15 protein-coding genes are annotated in these 12761 nt (G+C 70.0%); 9 read left to right on the forward strand and 6 right to left on the reverse strand.

Translation table 11 applies throughout. The features are described 5' to 3' along the window. Positions 1 to 188: 188 nt before the first annotated feature. Positions 189 to 1799 (reverse strand): PecA family PE domain-processing aspartic protease, encoded by a 1611-nt coding sequence (locus G6N48_RS06010; protein ID WP_085271481.1) that lies wholly within the window; start codon positions 1797 to 1799, stop codon positions 189 to 191. Positions 1800 to 1991: 192 nt separating this feature from the next. Here G6N48_RS06010 and G6N48_RS06015 point away from each other — a divergent pair, with 192 nt between their 5' ends. The 5 genes from G6N48_RS06015 (at position 1992) to G6N48_RS06035 (ending at position 5032) form a co-directional block, all read left to right on the forward strand. Further along, entirely contained in the window at positions 1992 to 2660 is a 669-nt protein-coding gene (locus G6N48_RS06015; protein ID WP_085271482.1) for a cutinase family protein, read from the forward strand. A 22-nt stretch (positions 2661 to 2682) separates the two neighbouring features. After that, positions 2683 to 3333 (forward strand): DUF1345 domain-containing protein, encoded by a 651-nt coding sequence (locus G6N48_RS06020; protein ID WP_085271483.1) that lies wholly within the window; start codon positions 2683 to 2685, stop codon positions 3331 to 3333. A 29-nt stretch (positions 3334 to 3362) separates the two neighbouring features. Then, positions 3363 to 3911 carry a thioredoxin family protein gene (locus G6N48_RS06025; protein ID WP_085271490.1) on the forward strand — a complete coding sequence of 183 codons (549 nt, stop codon included), beginning with the start codon at positions 3363 to 3365 and terminating at the stop codon, positions 3909 to 3911. 98 nt (positions 3912 to 4009) lie between these two features. After that, positions 4010 to 4264, forward strand: a complete 255-nt coding sequence (locus tag G6N48_RS06030) for a hypothetical protein (RefSeq protein ID WP_085271484.1) — start codon at positions 4010 to 4012, stop codon at positions 4262 to 4264. A 150-nt stretch (positions 4265 to 4414) separates the two neighbouring features. Continuing rightward, the gene (locus G6N48_RS06035) at positions 4415 to 5032 is read left to right on the forward strand and encodes a hypothetical protein (protein ID WP_085271485.1); all 618 of its coding nucleotides are present in this window, start codon (positions 4415 to 4417) and stop codon (positions 5030 to 5032) included. Here the strand turns inward: G6N48_RS06035 and G6N48_RS06040 are convergent. Further along, positions 5029 to 5760, reverse strand: a complete 732-nt coding sequence (locus tag G6N48_RS06040; protein WP_085271486.1) for an alpha/beta hydrolase — start codon at positions 5758 to 5760, stop codon at positions 5029 to 5031. The two genes, G6N48_RS06035 and G6N48_RS06040, sit on opposite strands and share 4 nt — an antisense overlap. A gap of 169 nt (positions 5761 to 5929) precedes the next feature. Between G6N48_RS06040 and G6N48_RS06045 the strand changes: the two genes are divergently transcribed. The 4 genes from G6N48_RS06045 to G6N48_RS06060 all read left to right on the forward strand — a co-directional run bounded on the left by G6N48_RS06045 (position 5930) and on the right by G6N48_RS06060 (position 9197). Further along, positions 5930 to 6148, forward strand: a complete 219-nt coding sequence (locus tag G6N48_RS06045) for a DUF3072 domain-containing protein (protein WP_085271487.1) — start codon at positions 5930 to 5932, stop codon at positions 6146 to 6148. Positions 6149 to 6303: 155 nt separating this feature from the next. After that, positions 6304 to 6519: a ferredoxin gene (locus tag G6N48_RS06050; RefSeq protein ID WP_085271488.1), complete on the forward strand. Its 216-nt coding sequence runs from the start codon at positions 6304 to 6306 to the stop codon at positions 6517 to 6519. Further along, a complete protein-coding gene (locus G6N48_RS06055; protein ID WP_163670800.1) occupies positions 6516 to 7922 on the forward strand; it encodes an NAD(P)/FAD-dependent oxidoreductase in 1407 nt (468 codons plus the stop codon). Before G6N48_RS06050 ends, G6N48_RS06055 begins: the two co-directional genes overlap by 4 nt. Before the next feature lie 15 nt (positions 7923 to 7937). Further along, positions 7938 to 9197 (forward strand): cytochrome P450, encoded by a 1260-nt coding sequence (locus G6N48_RS06060; RefSeq protein WP_085271245.1) that lies wholly within the window; start codon positions 7938 to 7940, stop codon positions 9195 to 9197. Between the two features lie 14 nt (positions 9198 to 9211). Here the strand turns inward: G6N48_RS06060 and G6N48_RS06065 are convergent, their stop codons facing one another. The 4 genes from G6N48_RS06065 to G6N48_RS06080 form a co-directional block, all read right to left on the reverse strand. Further along, complete coding sequence (locus tag G6N48_RS06065; RefSeq protein WP_085271265.1) at positions 9212 to 10015, reverse strand: MOSC domain-containing protein; 804 nt, start codon at positions 10013 to 10015, stop codon at positions 9212 to 9214. 101 nt (positions 10016 to 10116) lie between these two features. Beyond that, complete coding sequence (locus G6N48_RS06070; protein WP_232066555.1) at positions 10117 to 10359, reverse strand: DUF732 domain-containing protein; 243 nt, start codon at positions 10357 to 10359, stop codon at positions 10117 to 10119. A 229-nt stretch (positions 10360 to 10588) separates the two neighbouring features. After that, positions 10589 to 10996 (reverse strand): PPOX class F420-dependent oxidoreductase, encoded by a 408-nt coding sequence (locus G6N48_RS06075; protein ID WP_085271247.1) that lies wholly within the window; start codon positions 10994 to 10996, stop codon positions 10589 to 10591. Between the two features lie 139 nt (positions 10997 to 11135). Continuing rightward, positions 11136 to 12527, reverse strand: a complete 1392-nt coding sequence (locus G6N48_RS06080; protein ID WP_085271248.1) for a PPE family protein, SVP subgroup — start codon at positions 12525 to 12527, stop codon at positions 11136 to 11138. Positions 12528 to 12761 lie beyond the last annotated feature (234 nt).

Raw genomic sequence — 12761 nt, forward strand, 5'->3', positions numbered from 1 at the left:
GTAGGACTCAGGACTGACCCCGATCCCCGGACAGGAGTTACCCGCCCATGCAAGTTTGACCCCTGATGAACGCCGTGACCATCAAAAACATGCGGAGCCGGCGGGTGGCGCGGCGAGCCGAGTCAAAAGTGCTGCGCGACAAAGCACTTCAGCTGAGCCGCGCAGATCAGTTGAGCGACAACGAATTACTACGCGTTGTAGAAGGTGAGCGTGTCGGCGCCGTAGTTGAGGTAGGCGGGGTGCTCGAGGAAGGGCAGGGCGCCGGTGTTCATCGCGTACGGCGAGGGCGTCGGGAAATAGGTCGTGTCGTAGTTGTAGCTGTACAGCAGCGCCCCGTTGGGCGCGAACACGCTGATGGGCGTGCCCGGCAGCGCACTGATGGGGATGGTGCCCTCGACGCCGCCGGAGTCGACGACCGCGTTGACGGAGTACTCCGGCACACCCAGCAGCGAGTCCAGCCCCGAGCTGAGTTCCAGCGTGGTCACGGGCGCCCCGTTGAGCGTGGCGATCGGGGTCAGGGTGGTCGGCGCCGGGCCGAACGTCAGCGTGCCCGCGGCCTCGTTGATCAGCAGGCCCTGGTTGTAGGGCGCGGGCAGGGCCTGGGTCACGATGCTGGGACCGGGTCCGCCCGCATTGGGGCCCACGCCCATGACGCCGACCACGCCGTCGGGGGCGAAGTAGTTCTGGAACGAGAAGCCGTTGGCCATCAGCGATTGCAGGGAGTTCGGCCAGGCGAACAGCTCCACGTCGACGGCCGTGGGCGAGGTGACCAGCCCGCCGCCGAAGTTCACCGGCATGTTCATGGTCATGTAGAGGTAGTTCACTCCCCCGCTGTAACCGCCGACGCCGAAGCCGGTGGGCAGCGAGAGGCTCTGTAAACCGATGTCCTGCAACGGAATAACCAGCCCCGTCGAACCGGTGTCCACGAGGACGGGCACGTTGGGGCCGCCGTTGACCGACACGCCGATCACCGGTTCGGTCGTGTGCACCATGGTCAACGGGACGGTCGCGCTCTGGCCGTTGACCACCGTGGCGTTGGTGCCGGCGTTCGTGGTCGCGGCGGCATTGCCGATCAGCGGACGCCCCAGCAGCAGCTGGCTTGGCCCGTTGACGACGTTGATCACGGCCTGCTGGGCCTGGCCGACGTAGCCGTTGACGGCCTGCTCGGCGCCGCTGATCACGCCCCCGAGCGGGCCGGCGCCGACCGTCGCGTCGAGCGCGTTCACCACCGGGCCCGCCGGGGTGCCCGCGACGACCGCCGAGGCCTGGGCCGGCAGGCCCTGGATGGCCGCCGACCAGGTGGACAGCTGGGCCGCGGCGGCCGAGACACCGCCGTGGTAGCCGACCATCGCGGACACGTCCTGCGCCCACATCTGCTCGTATTGGGCCTCGGTGGCCGCAATGGCGGGCGCGTTCAGCCCGAACAGATTCGAGACCACCAGCTGCACGAGCTCGTTGCGGTTGGCGGACACCAACGCCGGGTGCACCGCGGCGGCCAGGGCCGCCTCGAACTCGCCCGCGATCACCCGCGCCGAGCCGGCGGCCGACTGGGCCTGCGTCGCCGCCGAACTCAACATGCCGGTGTAGCGCGCCGCCGTCGCCAGCATCGCCGTCGACGCCGGACCCTGCCAGACCCCGCCCGCCATCCCGGAGGTGATCGCCGAGAACGACTGTGCCGCGGACCCGAGCTCCGCGGCCAGGCTCTCCCAGGCCGCGGACGCGGCCAGCATCGGTTCCGGGCCCGCGCCCGCGTGCAACAACGACGAAATGATTTCCGGTGGTGACACCAAGAAGCTCATCCCGAGACCTCCCCACTAGGCCGAGACAATTCGCACCGGGGAGTGGCTTACGTCACAATCCCGGTGGGCAAACTGTAAATAACGACGGCGTAGAAAACGTCGATTTTCACCAAACGGCTTGTAGCAACGCGGTTCTGTGATCTCCGACGGCCACCGGCGGCCCTTTATGCGGCCATGTGACAGGATCTGCCAATGATTTCACGCGGCCTTGTTCGCATCCTCGGCATTCCGGTCGTGACGGCGGCGGCGGCGCTGGCCGCACCGCTCGCCCCGCCCGCCGCCTCCGCCGATCCGTGCGCCGACGTCGGGGTCGTCTTCGCTCGCGGCACCCACCAGGGGCCCGGACTCGCCGACGTCGGCCAGGCCTTCGTCGACTCACTCACCTCGCAGCTCGGCGGCCGGACAGTCGACGTCTACGCGGTGAACTATCCGGCGAACGACGACTACCACAACAGCGCCACCGCCGGCGGCAACGACGCCGCCACCCACATCCAGGACACGGTGGCCAACTGCCCCAACACCCGCATGGTGCTCGGCGGCTACTCGCAGGGCGCGACCGTGATCGACCTGGCCACCAACCAGATGCCGCCCTCGATCGCCGACCACGTCGCGGCGGTCACCCTGTTCGGCGAGCCGACCAGCGGGTTCTCCGACATGCTGTGGGGCGGCCAGCCGCTGCCCACGATCAACCCCGCCTACGGCGCCAAGACGCTCAGCCTGTGCGCGCAGGACGACCCGATCTGCTCCCCCGGCGGCAACATCATGGCGCACGTCTCCTACATCCAGTCCGGCATGACCAACCAGGCCGCGACGTTCGCCGTCGACAAACTCAACCTGGCACAGCCCCGCGCCAGCGCGTAGGCCGGCTAGTCAGGTCGGGGCCGTGAAATCCCTGCCGGCGCTCGGCCGCGACACCGTCGCGGTCCGGATCGGCATCGCCCTGGTGCTCGGCGTCGCCGTCGCCTTCGTCGTGGGCCGCACGGTCGGCTGGCGGTTCGCGCTCGTCGGCTGGATCGTCAGCGCCGCGGTGTACGTGGTGTGGACGCGGCTGATCATCGGCGGCATGGACGCCGAGACGACCTGCCGGTACGTCACCCGGGAGGACCCCACCCGCTGGGTCGCCGACGTCGTCATCCTGTCGGCCAGCGTCGCGAGCCTGGGCGGGGTCGGCTACGTCGTCGCGGCCGGGTCGCGCACCGGCGCCGAGGCCGTCGCAGCCGCCGTCGTCGGCGTCCTGGCCGTCGCGGGCTCGTGGTTCTCCGTGCACACGCTCTACACCGTGCACTACGCGCGGCTGTACTACACCGGCCAACCCGGCGGCATCAACTTCCACGACGCCGAGCCGCCACGCTTCCGCGACTTCGCCTACGTCGCGTTCACCGTGGGCATGACGTTCCAGGTGTCGGACACCGAGATCGGCCTGAGCTCGATCCGGGCGACGGTGCTGCGCCACGCGCTGCTGTCCTACCTGCTGGGCGCCGTCGTCCTGGCGGTCACCATCAACCTGGTGGCGGGGCTGGGCTCGAAGCTCTGAGGCGCGTCCGGATGACTACGCTGGCGGTCATGGCCACCGAGTCCACGATGCTCGCCCTCGGAACGCCCGCGCCGTCGTTCAGGCTGCCCGAGCCCGCTACCGGCGCCGAGGTCGGCCTCGACGATCTGACCGGCCCCGCGCTGGTCGTGACGTTCATCTGCAACCACTGCCCCTACGTCAAGCACGTCGCCGAGGGGCTGGCCGCGTTGGGCCGCGACCTCGCCGACCGCGGCGTCGCCATGGTCGGCATCTCGAGCAACGACGTCGCCACCTACCCGCAGGACGGGCCCGAGCAGATGGCCGCCGAGGCGCGACGGTACGGCTGGACATTCCCCTACCTGTACGACGAGACGCAGGACGTCGCCCGCGCCTTCTCGGCGGCGTGCACGCCCGACACCTTCGTGTTCGACGGGCAACGCCGGCTGGTCTATCGCGGCCAGCTCGACGGTTCCCGGCCGGGCAACGGCCTGCCGGTGACGGCGGCCGACGTCCGCGCGGCGGTCGACGCCGTGCTCGCCGGCCGGCCGGTCGACCCCGACCAGCGGCCCTCGATCGGCTGCGGCATCAAGTGGCGCTGAGCCCGGCGTTGCGAAACCTGGCTCGCATCAACCCCACTGGGAGCGGCCGTGACGCTGCCCACACGCACCGCGCCGGGGCATCGGCTACGGTCGACGTCATGTCCAAAACTTCCGGAAACGACCTCATCGACGACGTCAGCCCAGGCGACATCATCGCCGTCGACCGCGGCTCCGGTGAGCGCCCCTACAAGGTGGTTTTCAAGGACTGCAACGACGGCACCTTCCAGATCACGCTGGAGGGCGACGAGGGCGAGACGTTCCAGGTCGACCTGGAGGCCGGCACGACGGTCAAGAGGTCGCTCGAGGCCAAGTGGGAATCCGCGCAGAGCCCGACGCCCAACGCCGAGGGCTGACGGCGCACGTAGCCACACAATGCTGACCCGTGACGCCACGTCACGGCGCTGTTAAACACAGATAAAAAGAGCGCTTCGAGGGTTTCGCACAACCGCGCGTGTGGGAACCACTTGTCCAGCAACAAGTTCGCTCGACTCGGAGAGACTCCCATGGCCAAGCCCCGTACCCACCGCGCGGCGCGGCGCAGCACCCCGCACCAGACCGACGAGAGCCCGGCCGGTTCCGCCCGCGCCGAACACATCGCCGTCGCCGGCGGCGCATCGTTGATGCTGGTCATCGGCGTGCTGGCGGGCTGGGCACACCACAGCCTGTCCACCGCGCGGCCCGCGGGCCCCACCGCGGCCACCGCGGAAAGCAGCATCAGCGCACCAGCGCGGGCGCAATTGCGGGCCTGGCTCCCGCACGCCCAGCCCGCGATCGACGCGCTGATCAGCGCCCGCCACGACATCGCCTCCGCGGCGGCCAGCAACGACGTCGCCAGGACGGGGGCCACCTGCCAGGGCGCCTCGGGCGCCGTTGCCGGCCTGGTGGGGTCGCTGCCCAGCCCCGACACGGCGCTCAACACCGCCCTGCAGCGGGCCGTCGACAACTACCGCCTGGGGTTGCACAACTGCATCGAGGGCGCTGCGCGCCAGGACAGCGACGATTTCGCGCAGGCGGCGACCTACCTGGGCCAGGCAAACGACGAAATTCAGGCGGCGGTCAATCTGCTCGAATGCGACCTGCCCGACTTCACGCCCCGCGGGCAGGCGGTCCTGACCGTCTAACCCGCCCGCAGGAACCAGTCCAGCCCGCGCTTCGCCCGGTCGGAGGGCACCACGTGCCCGTCGTAAAACTCTTCGTACTCAACGTGATAGCCGAATTGCTCCAGGCGGGGCCGCAGCCGCCGGCTGGTGAACTCGATCGGCAGGACCCGGTCCTCGACGCCGTGGGTGAGATAGATGGCCGGCCGCCCCGTTTTGTGGCTGGGCGCGGAGAACCCCGGCGAGAAGGCGATCACGTGGGTGAACAGGTCGCCGTTGGTCAGACCGACCGACAGCGCGTAGGACGCGCCGTCGGAGAAGCCGCCGATGCCGACGAATTCGGGGTCGACGGCGAAACGGGCGAACACGTAGGCCAGACCCCGGTCGATCGACGCCACGTCGGGCCCGAACGAGCCGAAGACCACCTTCCACGTGATCCCCACGCTGGCGGGCGCCAGCAACAGCACCCCACTCTCGTCGGCGAACCGCAGCAACGGGTCGATTCCCCCGCGGGCGTCACCGCCGGCCCCGTGCAACAGCACGACCAACGGGGCCGCCACGTCGGCCCGGTACCCCGCCGGCACGTAGAGCAAGCCGTCGTCGCCGCGGCCCAGATCGAGCCGGTGCAGACCGGGCGGTTCGGGCGGCATTGTCGGCGTGCTGACCCGCGCCGCCAGCCGCCCCCCGACCGGTGCGACGCTTCCCGGTGCGGCGCTTTCGCGCAGCGCAGCATACTGATTGATTGAATTCATAGTCCCCTCCCCGGTCCGTTATACCTCGGAATTTCGTTCTCATCCAACGTAAAACGCCGACCTTGATGCATCGTCGTTTGCCGGCTGCTCGGCGCGGACACCAGCAAATCCGACCGCCGCGCCCGCGCTCACCGGTTACACCCGCGCGCAAGCGGGCATAGCTGAATGCATGACAGATAATGCGGCGCAGGCGCCGCGGGAAAACGCGGAGAAGGACCAGTCTGAGTGGGTGACCGGCGACGAGCCGATGACCGGCCCGCAGCGCAGCTACCTCCGCACGCTGGGGCAGGAAGCCGGCGAGCAGATCCCCGACAACCTCACCAAGGCCGCGGCGTCCAGCCTCATCGACGAGCTGCAGCAGCGCACCGGCCGGGGCGGCGGCTCGTGACGGTGCACGCCGAGGAGCTCGACACAGCTTTCCGCAACCTGGGCGCCTGAGGGCGCCTCATCGGATGAAAATCCGATAGCGCCTGTGGCGGATGCCGGACGCGCAGTAGTCTCTGCGCGCGGGGGTCACGTAGCCGACAGGCGAAGGGTCCGGGTATGCGGTTGACGATCGATCTCAACAGGTGCCAAGGCTATGCCCAGTGCGTTCCGCTGGCGCCGGAGGTGTTGCGGCTGGTCGGCGAGGAGGCCCTGGCCTACGACCCGAATCCCGACGACTCCCAGCGCCGGCGCGTGCTGCGTGCGGCGGCGTCTTGTCCCGTGCAGGCGATCGTCGTGGAAGTGGACCCGCCGGCGGACCGCGACACGCCGTGAGCACGGTCCCGCTGATCGGCCAGCTGGTCGATGCCTTCAAAGCCGAGGGCCGCATCGTCATCGTCGGCGCGTCGCTGGCCGGGTTACGTGCGGCAGAGGCATTGCGCGAGAGAGGATTTCGCGGCCGACTCACCATCGTCGGGGACGAGCCGCACGAACCGTACGACCGGCCGCCGCTGTCCAAGCAGGTCCTCAAGGGCTGGGTGCCCGCCGACCACACCAAGCTGCCCCGCCTGCGGCCCGTCGACGCCGACTGGCGGCTGGGCGTCGCGGCGACGGGCCTGGACCGGCCCAACCGCCGGGTGCTGCTGGCCGACGGCGAAACGGTGGACTACGACCGGCTGCTCATCGCCACCGGCACCCGGGCGCGCCCGTGGCCCAACCCCGAGGAGGCCGCCCTGCGCGGTGTGTTCACCGTGCGCACGTGCGACGACGCCGCGGCGCTGGCGGCCGCGTTCCGGGAGCGGCCGCGCCGGGTCCTGATCGTCGGCTCGGGATTCGTCGGTTCCGAGATCGCCTCGGTGTGCCGCGATCTGGGGCTCGCCGTCACCGTGGCCGAACGCGGCAGGGCGCCGCTGGTCGGCGCGCTCGGCGGGGTGATCGGCGACATCGCCGCGCGGATGCAGATCGACGCCGGCGTCGACCTGCGCACCGGCGTGGCGGTCGAGGGCCTCGACGGCACCCGCGACGGACGCGTTCGCGCGGCCCGGCTCTCCGACGGCACCGTCCTCGATGTCGACGTCGTGGTCGCCTCGCTCGGCTCGATCCGCAACGTCGAATGGCTCGACGGCGCACAGTTGGCGAGCGGCTTCTGGGGCGTCGCTTGCGACGCCGGCTGCCGCGCATTCGACATCAACGGCGTGGTGACCGACAACATCTTCGTCGCCGGCGACGTCGCCCGCGCCCCGCACGTGCTCTACGAATACCAGTTCATGTCCCAAGAGCATTGGGACAATGCCGTTTTCGGCGCCCAGGTGGCCGCCAACAACATGATCAGCCTGGAACTGGGCCGACGGCCGCACCTGCCCCTGCCGTCGTTCTGGTCCGGCCAGTTCGGCGTCAACATCAAAAGCGTCGGGGTCTGCTCGTTCGGTGACGAGATCGTCTTCACCCAGGGTTCGGTGGAGCAGCGGCGCTTCGCGGCGGCCTACGGCCACCGCGGGCGCACCGTCGGTGCGGTGACCTTCGACCACGGCAAGTGGCTGCCCTACTACGCCTCGCTGATCGAACGGTCGGCGCCCTTCCCGCCGCCCCCGCCCGGCTACGACCGCCCCGCCATCTTCGAGCCCATGCCGGCCCGCTTCCCCGACCCGCGGGAACCGACCGCCCTGCCCGACGTGGTGCTGACCGGACACGACCCCACCTCGCGCGGCGCCGAATTCCGGCCGGCCCGAAGCCGTTGACCCGAGGAGACGAGCATGGACGCCGAAACCGCCTGGGCCGAGGCCATGAAGTTCGAAAACCGCCCGAACCCCTACCCCTACTTCAAGGAGCTGCGCAAAACGCCGGTGGCCAGGGTGGCCGACAAGACCTACGCCGTCACCGGGTATCCCGAGTTGCTCGCACTGGCCCACGACCCGCGAATCAGCTCCGACATCGGCCGCAGCCCAGCGAATTTCGGGGTCGACAAGCCCGAACCCGAGCCGGGCAGCGAGCACATGCAGTCCTACGGCCGCGAGCGCAGCATCATCGTCTCCGATCCGCCCGACCACGACAGGGCCCGCCGCCAGGTGATGCGCCACTTCGGCCCGCCGCACTCGCCCGGCGTGATACCAGCCATGGAGCCCCTCGTGGTGCGGCTGGCCGACGACCTGCTGGACAACGCCCGCGGGGGTTCGCGGCTGGATGTGGTGGCGGACTTCGCCTACCCGATTCCCGTCGCGGTGATCTGCAAGATCCTCGGCGTGCCCGCCGCCGACGAGCCGACCTTCCACGCCTGGATCTTCGACTTCATGATGGGCCTCGACCTGGGCCCGCAGGGCGCCACCGACGAGGGCCGCGCCCTGGCCGAGAAAGGCCGTGCGGGCAGCGCCGCGCTGCTCGCCTACCTGGGCGACCTGTTGGACGGGTACGTGCGGACCCCCGGCGAGGGGCTGCTGTCCAAGCTGGTGCACGACGACGGACCCGACGGCCCGATGTCGGTGCGGGAGGCGACGTCCAACGCCATGCTGCTGCTGGTCGCCGGGCACGACTCGACGGTCAATACGATCGCCAACTGCGTGATGACGCTGCTGCGCAATCCGGGCTGCTGGGATTTGATGAGAGAGCGCCCGGAGTTGCTCCCGCGTGCCATCGAAGAGGTCCAGCGGCTGCAGTCGGCGGTGCAGTTCTTCCCCAGCCGCAGCGCCACCGCCGACATCGAGATCGGCGGGACGGTGATTCCCGCGGGGTCGGCGGTGTATCTCGTCTACGCCGCGGCCAACCGCGATCCGCGGCGGTTCGACGACCCGGACCGGTTCGATCCGCTACGCGAGGACAACCAGCATTTCGGTTGGGGCAGCGGCATTCACACCTGCATGGGTGGTCCGCTGGCGCGCCTCGAGGTGAATCTGGCGCTGGAGGCGTTTCTGCGGCGGGTCGAATCGCCGAAGCTGGTGGTCGACCCGCCGCCGTATCGGCACAGTCAGATCTTCCGCGGGCCGCGACAGCTCTGGGTGGACTTCGCCGCGGTCGTCTGAGCGGGACCGCCCCGTCAGCCGTGCACGGTGACGAGGTCACCGAGGCCGATCACGCCCTCGGCCACCACCGCGAGGTACACACCCGCACACGGCTGTGGACCGTGACCTCCGGTGTCGCACCGGTTTTCGGCGGCCGGCTTGCGCAGCGCCTGTGGCGCCCGCGGCAGCGGTCCGTGCTCGAGCGTGGGCACCACGCACCGCGAGGTGGCCGTCAGCACCCGCATCCGAGTCGGCCCCACCGTGACTTCCCCACCGGCCCAATCGTTCTCGCCGTACGGCGGATAACCCGCCGGAGTCGCGATCACCAGATTCGGCCGGTAGCGCAGCGCCTCGACGCCGATGTGTTCCAGGGTGGCCGTGGTGATCGCGTGCAGCGGAGCTTCGTCGGTGAACGAGTCGCCCGGTGTGCTCGCGGCAATCTCGAGGATGCGCCCGTCGACGTCGGCGTCGAGCCCGAACTCGAGCAGCCCCTCGGGGTCCGGGCGCACCAGCGTCGCGCCTTGGGCACGCTGACTGACCAGCCGCACGGTGCGGCCCGTCAGCCGCGAGAGCCGTTCGTCGACGTCGGGATCGTCGGCGGCGACGTTCGTCCCGTCGGGCAGCGCGATGCGCACCCGCCCGGGGCCCCCGCCGGCGGTGCACTTCAGCAGCCCACGCCACAGTCGCGCGTTCTTGGCGCTGGCCACATGCCCGGTCAGGGCGTCGAGCAGCGCCAGCCGACGGTCGCCCTCGGCGCCGTGTTCGTCGACGAAGAGGCTCTCCACGCTTTCGCCGAGCATCGACTTGACCGGGTAGCGAAACAGGCCGTCGACCCGCATTCCCACCGGGGCATGACCTTTCACCGGCTTAGGCTCCACGGCAAACAGTATGAGCTCAGCGCCGGGCGGCGAACCCGGGAGTCACCGTAGCCGGTGGCGAATCAGTCCGGGCAGTAGGTTGATTCCGCGGCGCTGACCATGCCGGTGACGTCGGCGAAGGAGTATCCCTTCGAGCTCAGCGACGAGTGGATGTCGGAGGCGATCGCATCGGGCGTCTTGCCGGCATTGCGGTCCGCGCAGATCTGGTGCCCGATCGAGATCATGTCGGCGTCGGCCCCGGAGGACCAGGTGAAGCCGAGGCCGTGCAGCTTTCCGAGGTAGGTGTCATCCGTGCTGTCGGCCATCGCGATCGCCGTGCCAGAGGTCAAGGCCGCGCCAACCATCACGGGGACGGTCATTCTGGCGAGCCAGCGAGGTGCAATCATTCCGGGCCCTTCTTATCGGCGTTCAAGGGCCCTCAGTATATGGGCGTGCACCGAAATTGAGTATCGAAATAATGGTTTTCGGCAAACGGCCGGTGAATCACCACACGCTCGCTTATGCCGCGTCGCCGCAAGGCCGGCCGGGTTTGCCCTACGCGGTATCGGTGGCCAGGGCGATGCGCAGCAGCACCCGGGGCTTGCGGCCCATGGCCGCGATCGCTTCGATGGTCGTCACGATCCGGTACTCGATGCCGTACTTGCGCTTGAGTAGCGCTTCGGCCGCGGCCACCTCGGCGGGGTCGGTGATGACCGTGGCGGTTGCCTCGTAAACCGGTTGGCCGGGTTGAACTTTCCCCGTTCGGCCGCACGCCGTGAGTGTCACGCGGGGGTCGCGCCGAACCCGCTTGACCTTCCAGGACTCGGCCGGTGTCCACACCAGCAGCGCGTTGTCGTCGCGCACGACCCACATCGGTGACGCCACCCCGTGGCCGTCGCGCTTGAATGTGGTCAGCGACACGAACTTCTGGTCGCCCAGTTGCGCTGTTGCGTCTCGGCTCATCTCTGCGGTACACCGTCCTCGCCTTGAACCGATTCGACCGCAAAGCGGCCGAATTTCCCATTGCGCTCGCCGTTTGCATTAAATGAAAATAATTGCCGGTGGCATCTGTCGATGTTGGACGCATTCGCTTGTTTCTCGATCAGTGTGGGAGCAGGCGCCGTTTCTGCTCGGTGAATTCCTCTTCCGTGAGGATGCCCGCGTCACGCAGCGACGCCAGCTCGCGGAGTTCGGCCGCGATGCCCGTGATCGGGCCACCCGGCGAAACCTGCGCCGCAGGTTCGGGTGCGGAGTCCTGGATCGGCGGCTGGGCGGGCTTCTGCGTCGGCTGCTGCGCCGTGGCCTTCATCCGCCCCGTCTGACTTCCGCCGCCGCCCCCGGTGCCGGCCATCGCGCGGCCGGCCATGCTGGCCACGGCCATTTCGCCGAACAGGCTTCCGGCGCCGGTCGACGACGCTTCCGCGGCGGCGCCCACGCTGGTGACGGGCAGCGCCAGCGCGGACTGGCGTATCGCCGGGGCCGCCGCGGTCCAGCCCGGCGGCACCGACAGCCCCCCGACCGTCGACGCCTGGCCCAGGCCGGCCGACGCCGTCGTCGCCGTCGACCCGCCCGCCAGGTTGGTGATCACCGGGAACGGCGACGGGGGCACGGGCGCGTCCCCCGGCCAGGCCTGGACCCCCGCCCAGCCGCTGACGATGTCGTCGGTGTGGAAACCGGTCAGCGCGCCGGCGACGTCGAAGGGAAACGCGGCGGTCGAGAACGGCGCGTCGATGCCGAGGCCGGCGACGCTGGCCGGCGCGTCGAGGAAGATCGCGATCAGGTCGCTGATCAGACCCAGCGCGTCCAGCGGGGTGGTCTGGGCGGGCACCGCCGCGGCGGGGCTCGCGAGGTTCGTCAGCGCGTTGGGCACCGCCGCCAGGCCCTGCTGGGCCGACGAGACGATGTTCTGCGCGTTGCCGGCCGAGGTCCCCGCGGCCTGCGTGACCGCCGCCGACTGCTCGCCGCCCTGGCCGGTGGTCCGCGGCGGTGACGCGAACGGCGTCAGCGTCGTCGCCGACGCCGCGGCGGTCGCGTAGCCGTACATCGCCGCGGCGTCCTGCGCCCACATCTCGGCGTACTGCGCCTCGGTTGTCGCGATCGCCGGGGTGTTCTGCCCGAACAGGTTCGTCGCGATCAGGCCCATCAGCAGGGTGCGGTTGGCCGCGATCACCGGCGGCGGCACCGTCTCCGCGAACACCGTCTCGAAGGCGCCGGCGGCCACTCTGGCCTGGTCGGCGGCCTGCTCGGCCTGCGTGGCGGCGGTTCTCGTCCACGCGATGTAGGGAGCGGCCGCGGCCGCCATCGCCGCCGACGACGGCCCCACCCATGGGCCGGCGGTGAGCGCGACGATCTCCGCCTGGTAGGAGTTCGCCGCCGAGTGCAGCGCGCTGGCGAGCCCGTCCCAGGCCGCCGCGGCGGTGAACATCGGGGCGGCCCCGGGCCCCGTGTAGATCCGGGCGGAGTTGACCTCCGGCGGCAACACTGCGTAGTCCATGACGTCCCCTCTCGGTCGGTGCCCCCCGCGCCGACATCTTCGGCAACGGCGCGGTGAACCACCAGCAAACGACCGCTCATCTCTACTACAACACGCGCATACGCTGCACGAGCAGACATGACTCACACCACGCCGACGCGACGGCTGCGACTCACATCCTCTCCCGCTGACCACGGCCGACGGCGTCAAGACATACAGCGGAGTTGCGCGCCACGGGTTACCGGCGGGTTACCC

It is taken from the genome of Mycobacterium parmense, assembly GCF_010730575.1.
GTDB classification, from domain to species: Bacteria; Actinomycetota; Actinomycetes; order Mycobacteriales; family Mycobacteriaceae; genus Mycobacterium; species Mycobacterium parmense.

Coding starts and splice junctions, on each gene's coding strand:
- G6N48_RS06080 (WP_085271248.1), bottom strand. CDS start 12,527: ATGGACTACGCAGTGTTGCCGCCGGAGGTCAACTCCGCCCGGATCTAC.
- G6N48_RS06025 (WP_085271490.1), top strand. CDS start 3,363: ATGGCCACCGAGTCCACGATGCTCGCCCTCGGAACGCCCGCGCCGTCG.
- G6N48_RS06065 (WP_085271265.1), bottom strand. CDS start 10,015: ATGCGGGTCGACGGCCTGTTTCGCTACCCGGTCAAGTCGATGCTCGGC.
- G6N48_RS06040 (WP_085271486.1), bottom strand. CDS start 5,760: ATGAATTCAATCAATCAGTATGCTGCGCTGCGCGAAAGCGCCGCACCG.
- G6N48_RS06075 (WP_085271247.1), bottom strand. CDS start 10,996: ATGAGCCGAGACGCAACAGCGCAACTGGGCGACCAGAAGTTCGTGTCG.
- G6N48_RS06045 (WP_085271487.1), top strand. CDS start 5,930: ATGACAGATAATGCGGCGCAGGCGCCGCGGGAAAACGCGGAGAAGGAC.
- G6N48_RS06030 (WP_085271484.1), top strand. CDS start 4,010: ATGTCCAAAACTTCCGGAAACGACCTCATCGACGACGTCAGCCCAGGC.
- G6N48_RS06070 (WP_232066555.1), bottom strand. CDS start 10,359: ATGGCCGACAGCACGGATGACACCTACCTCGGAAAGCTGCACGGCCTC.
- G6N48_RS06060 (WP_085271245.1), top strand. CDS start 7,938: ATGGACGCCGAAACCGCCTGGGCCGAGGCCATGAAGTTCGAAAACCGC.
- G6N48_RS06010 (WP_085271481.1), bottom strand. CDS start 1,799: ATGAGCTTCTTGGTGTCACCACCGGAAATCATTTCGTCGTTGTTGCAC.
- G6N48_RS06035 (WP_085271485.1), top strand. CDS start 4,415: ATGGCCAAGCCCCGTACCCACCGCGCGGCGCGGCGCAGCACCCCGCAC.
- G6N48_RS06050 (WP_085271488.1), top strand. CDS start 6,304: ATGCGGTTGACGATCGATCTCAACAGGTGCCAAGGCTATGCCCAGTGC.
- G6N48_RS06015 (WP_085271482.1), top strand. CDS start 1,992: ATGATTTCACGCGGCCTTGTTCGCATCCTCGGCATTCCGGTCGTGACG.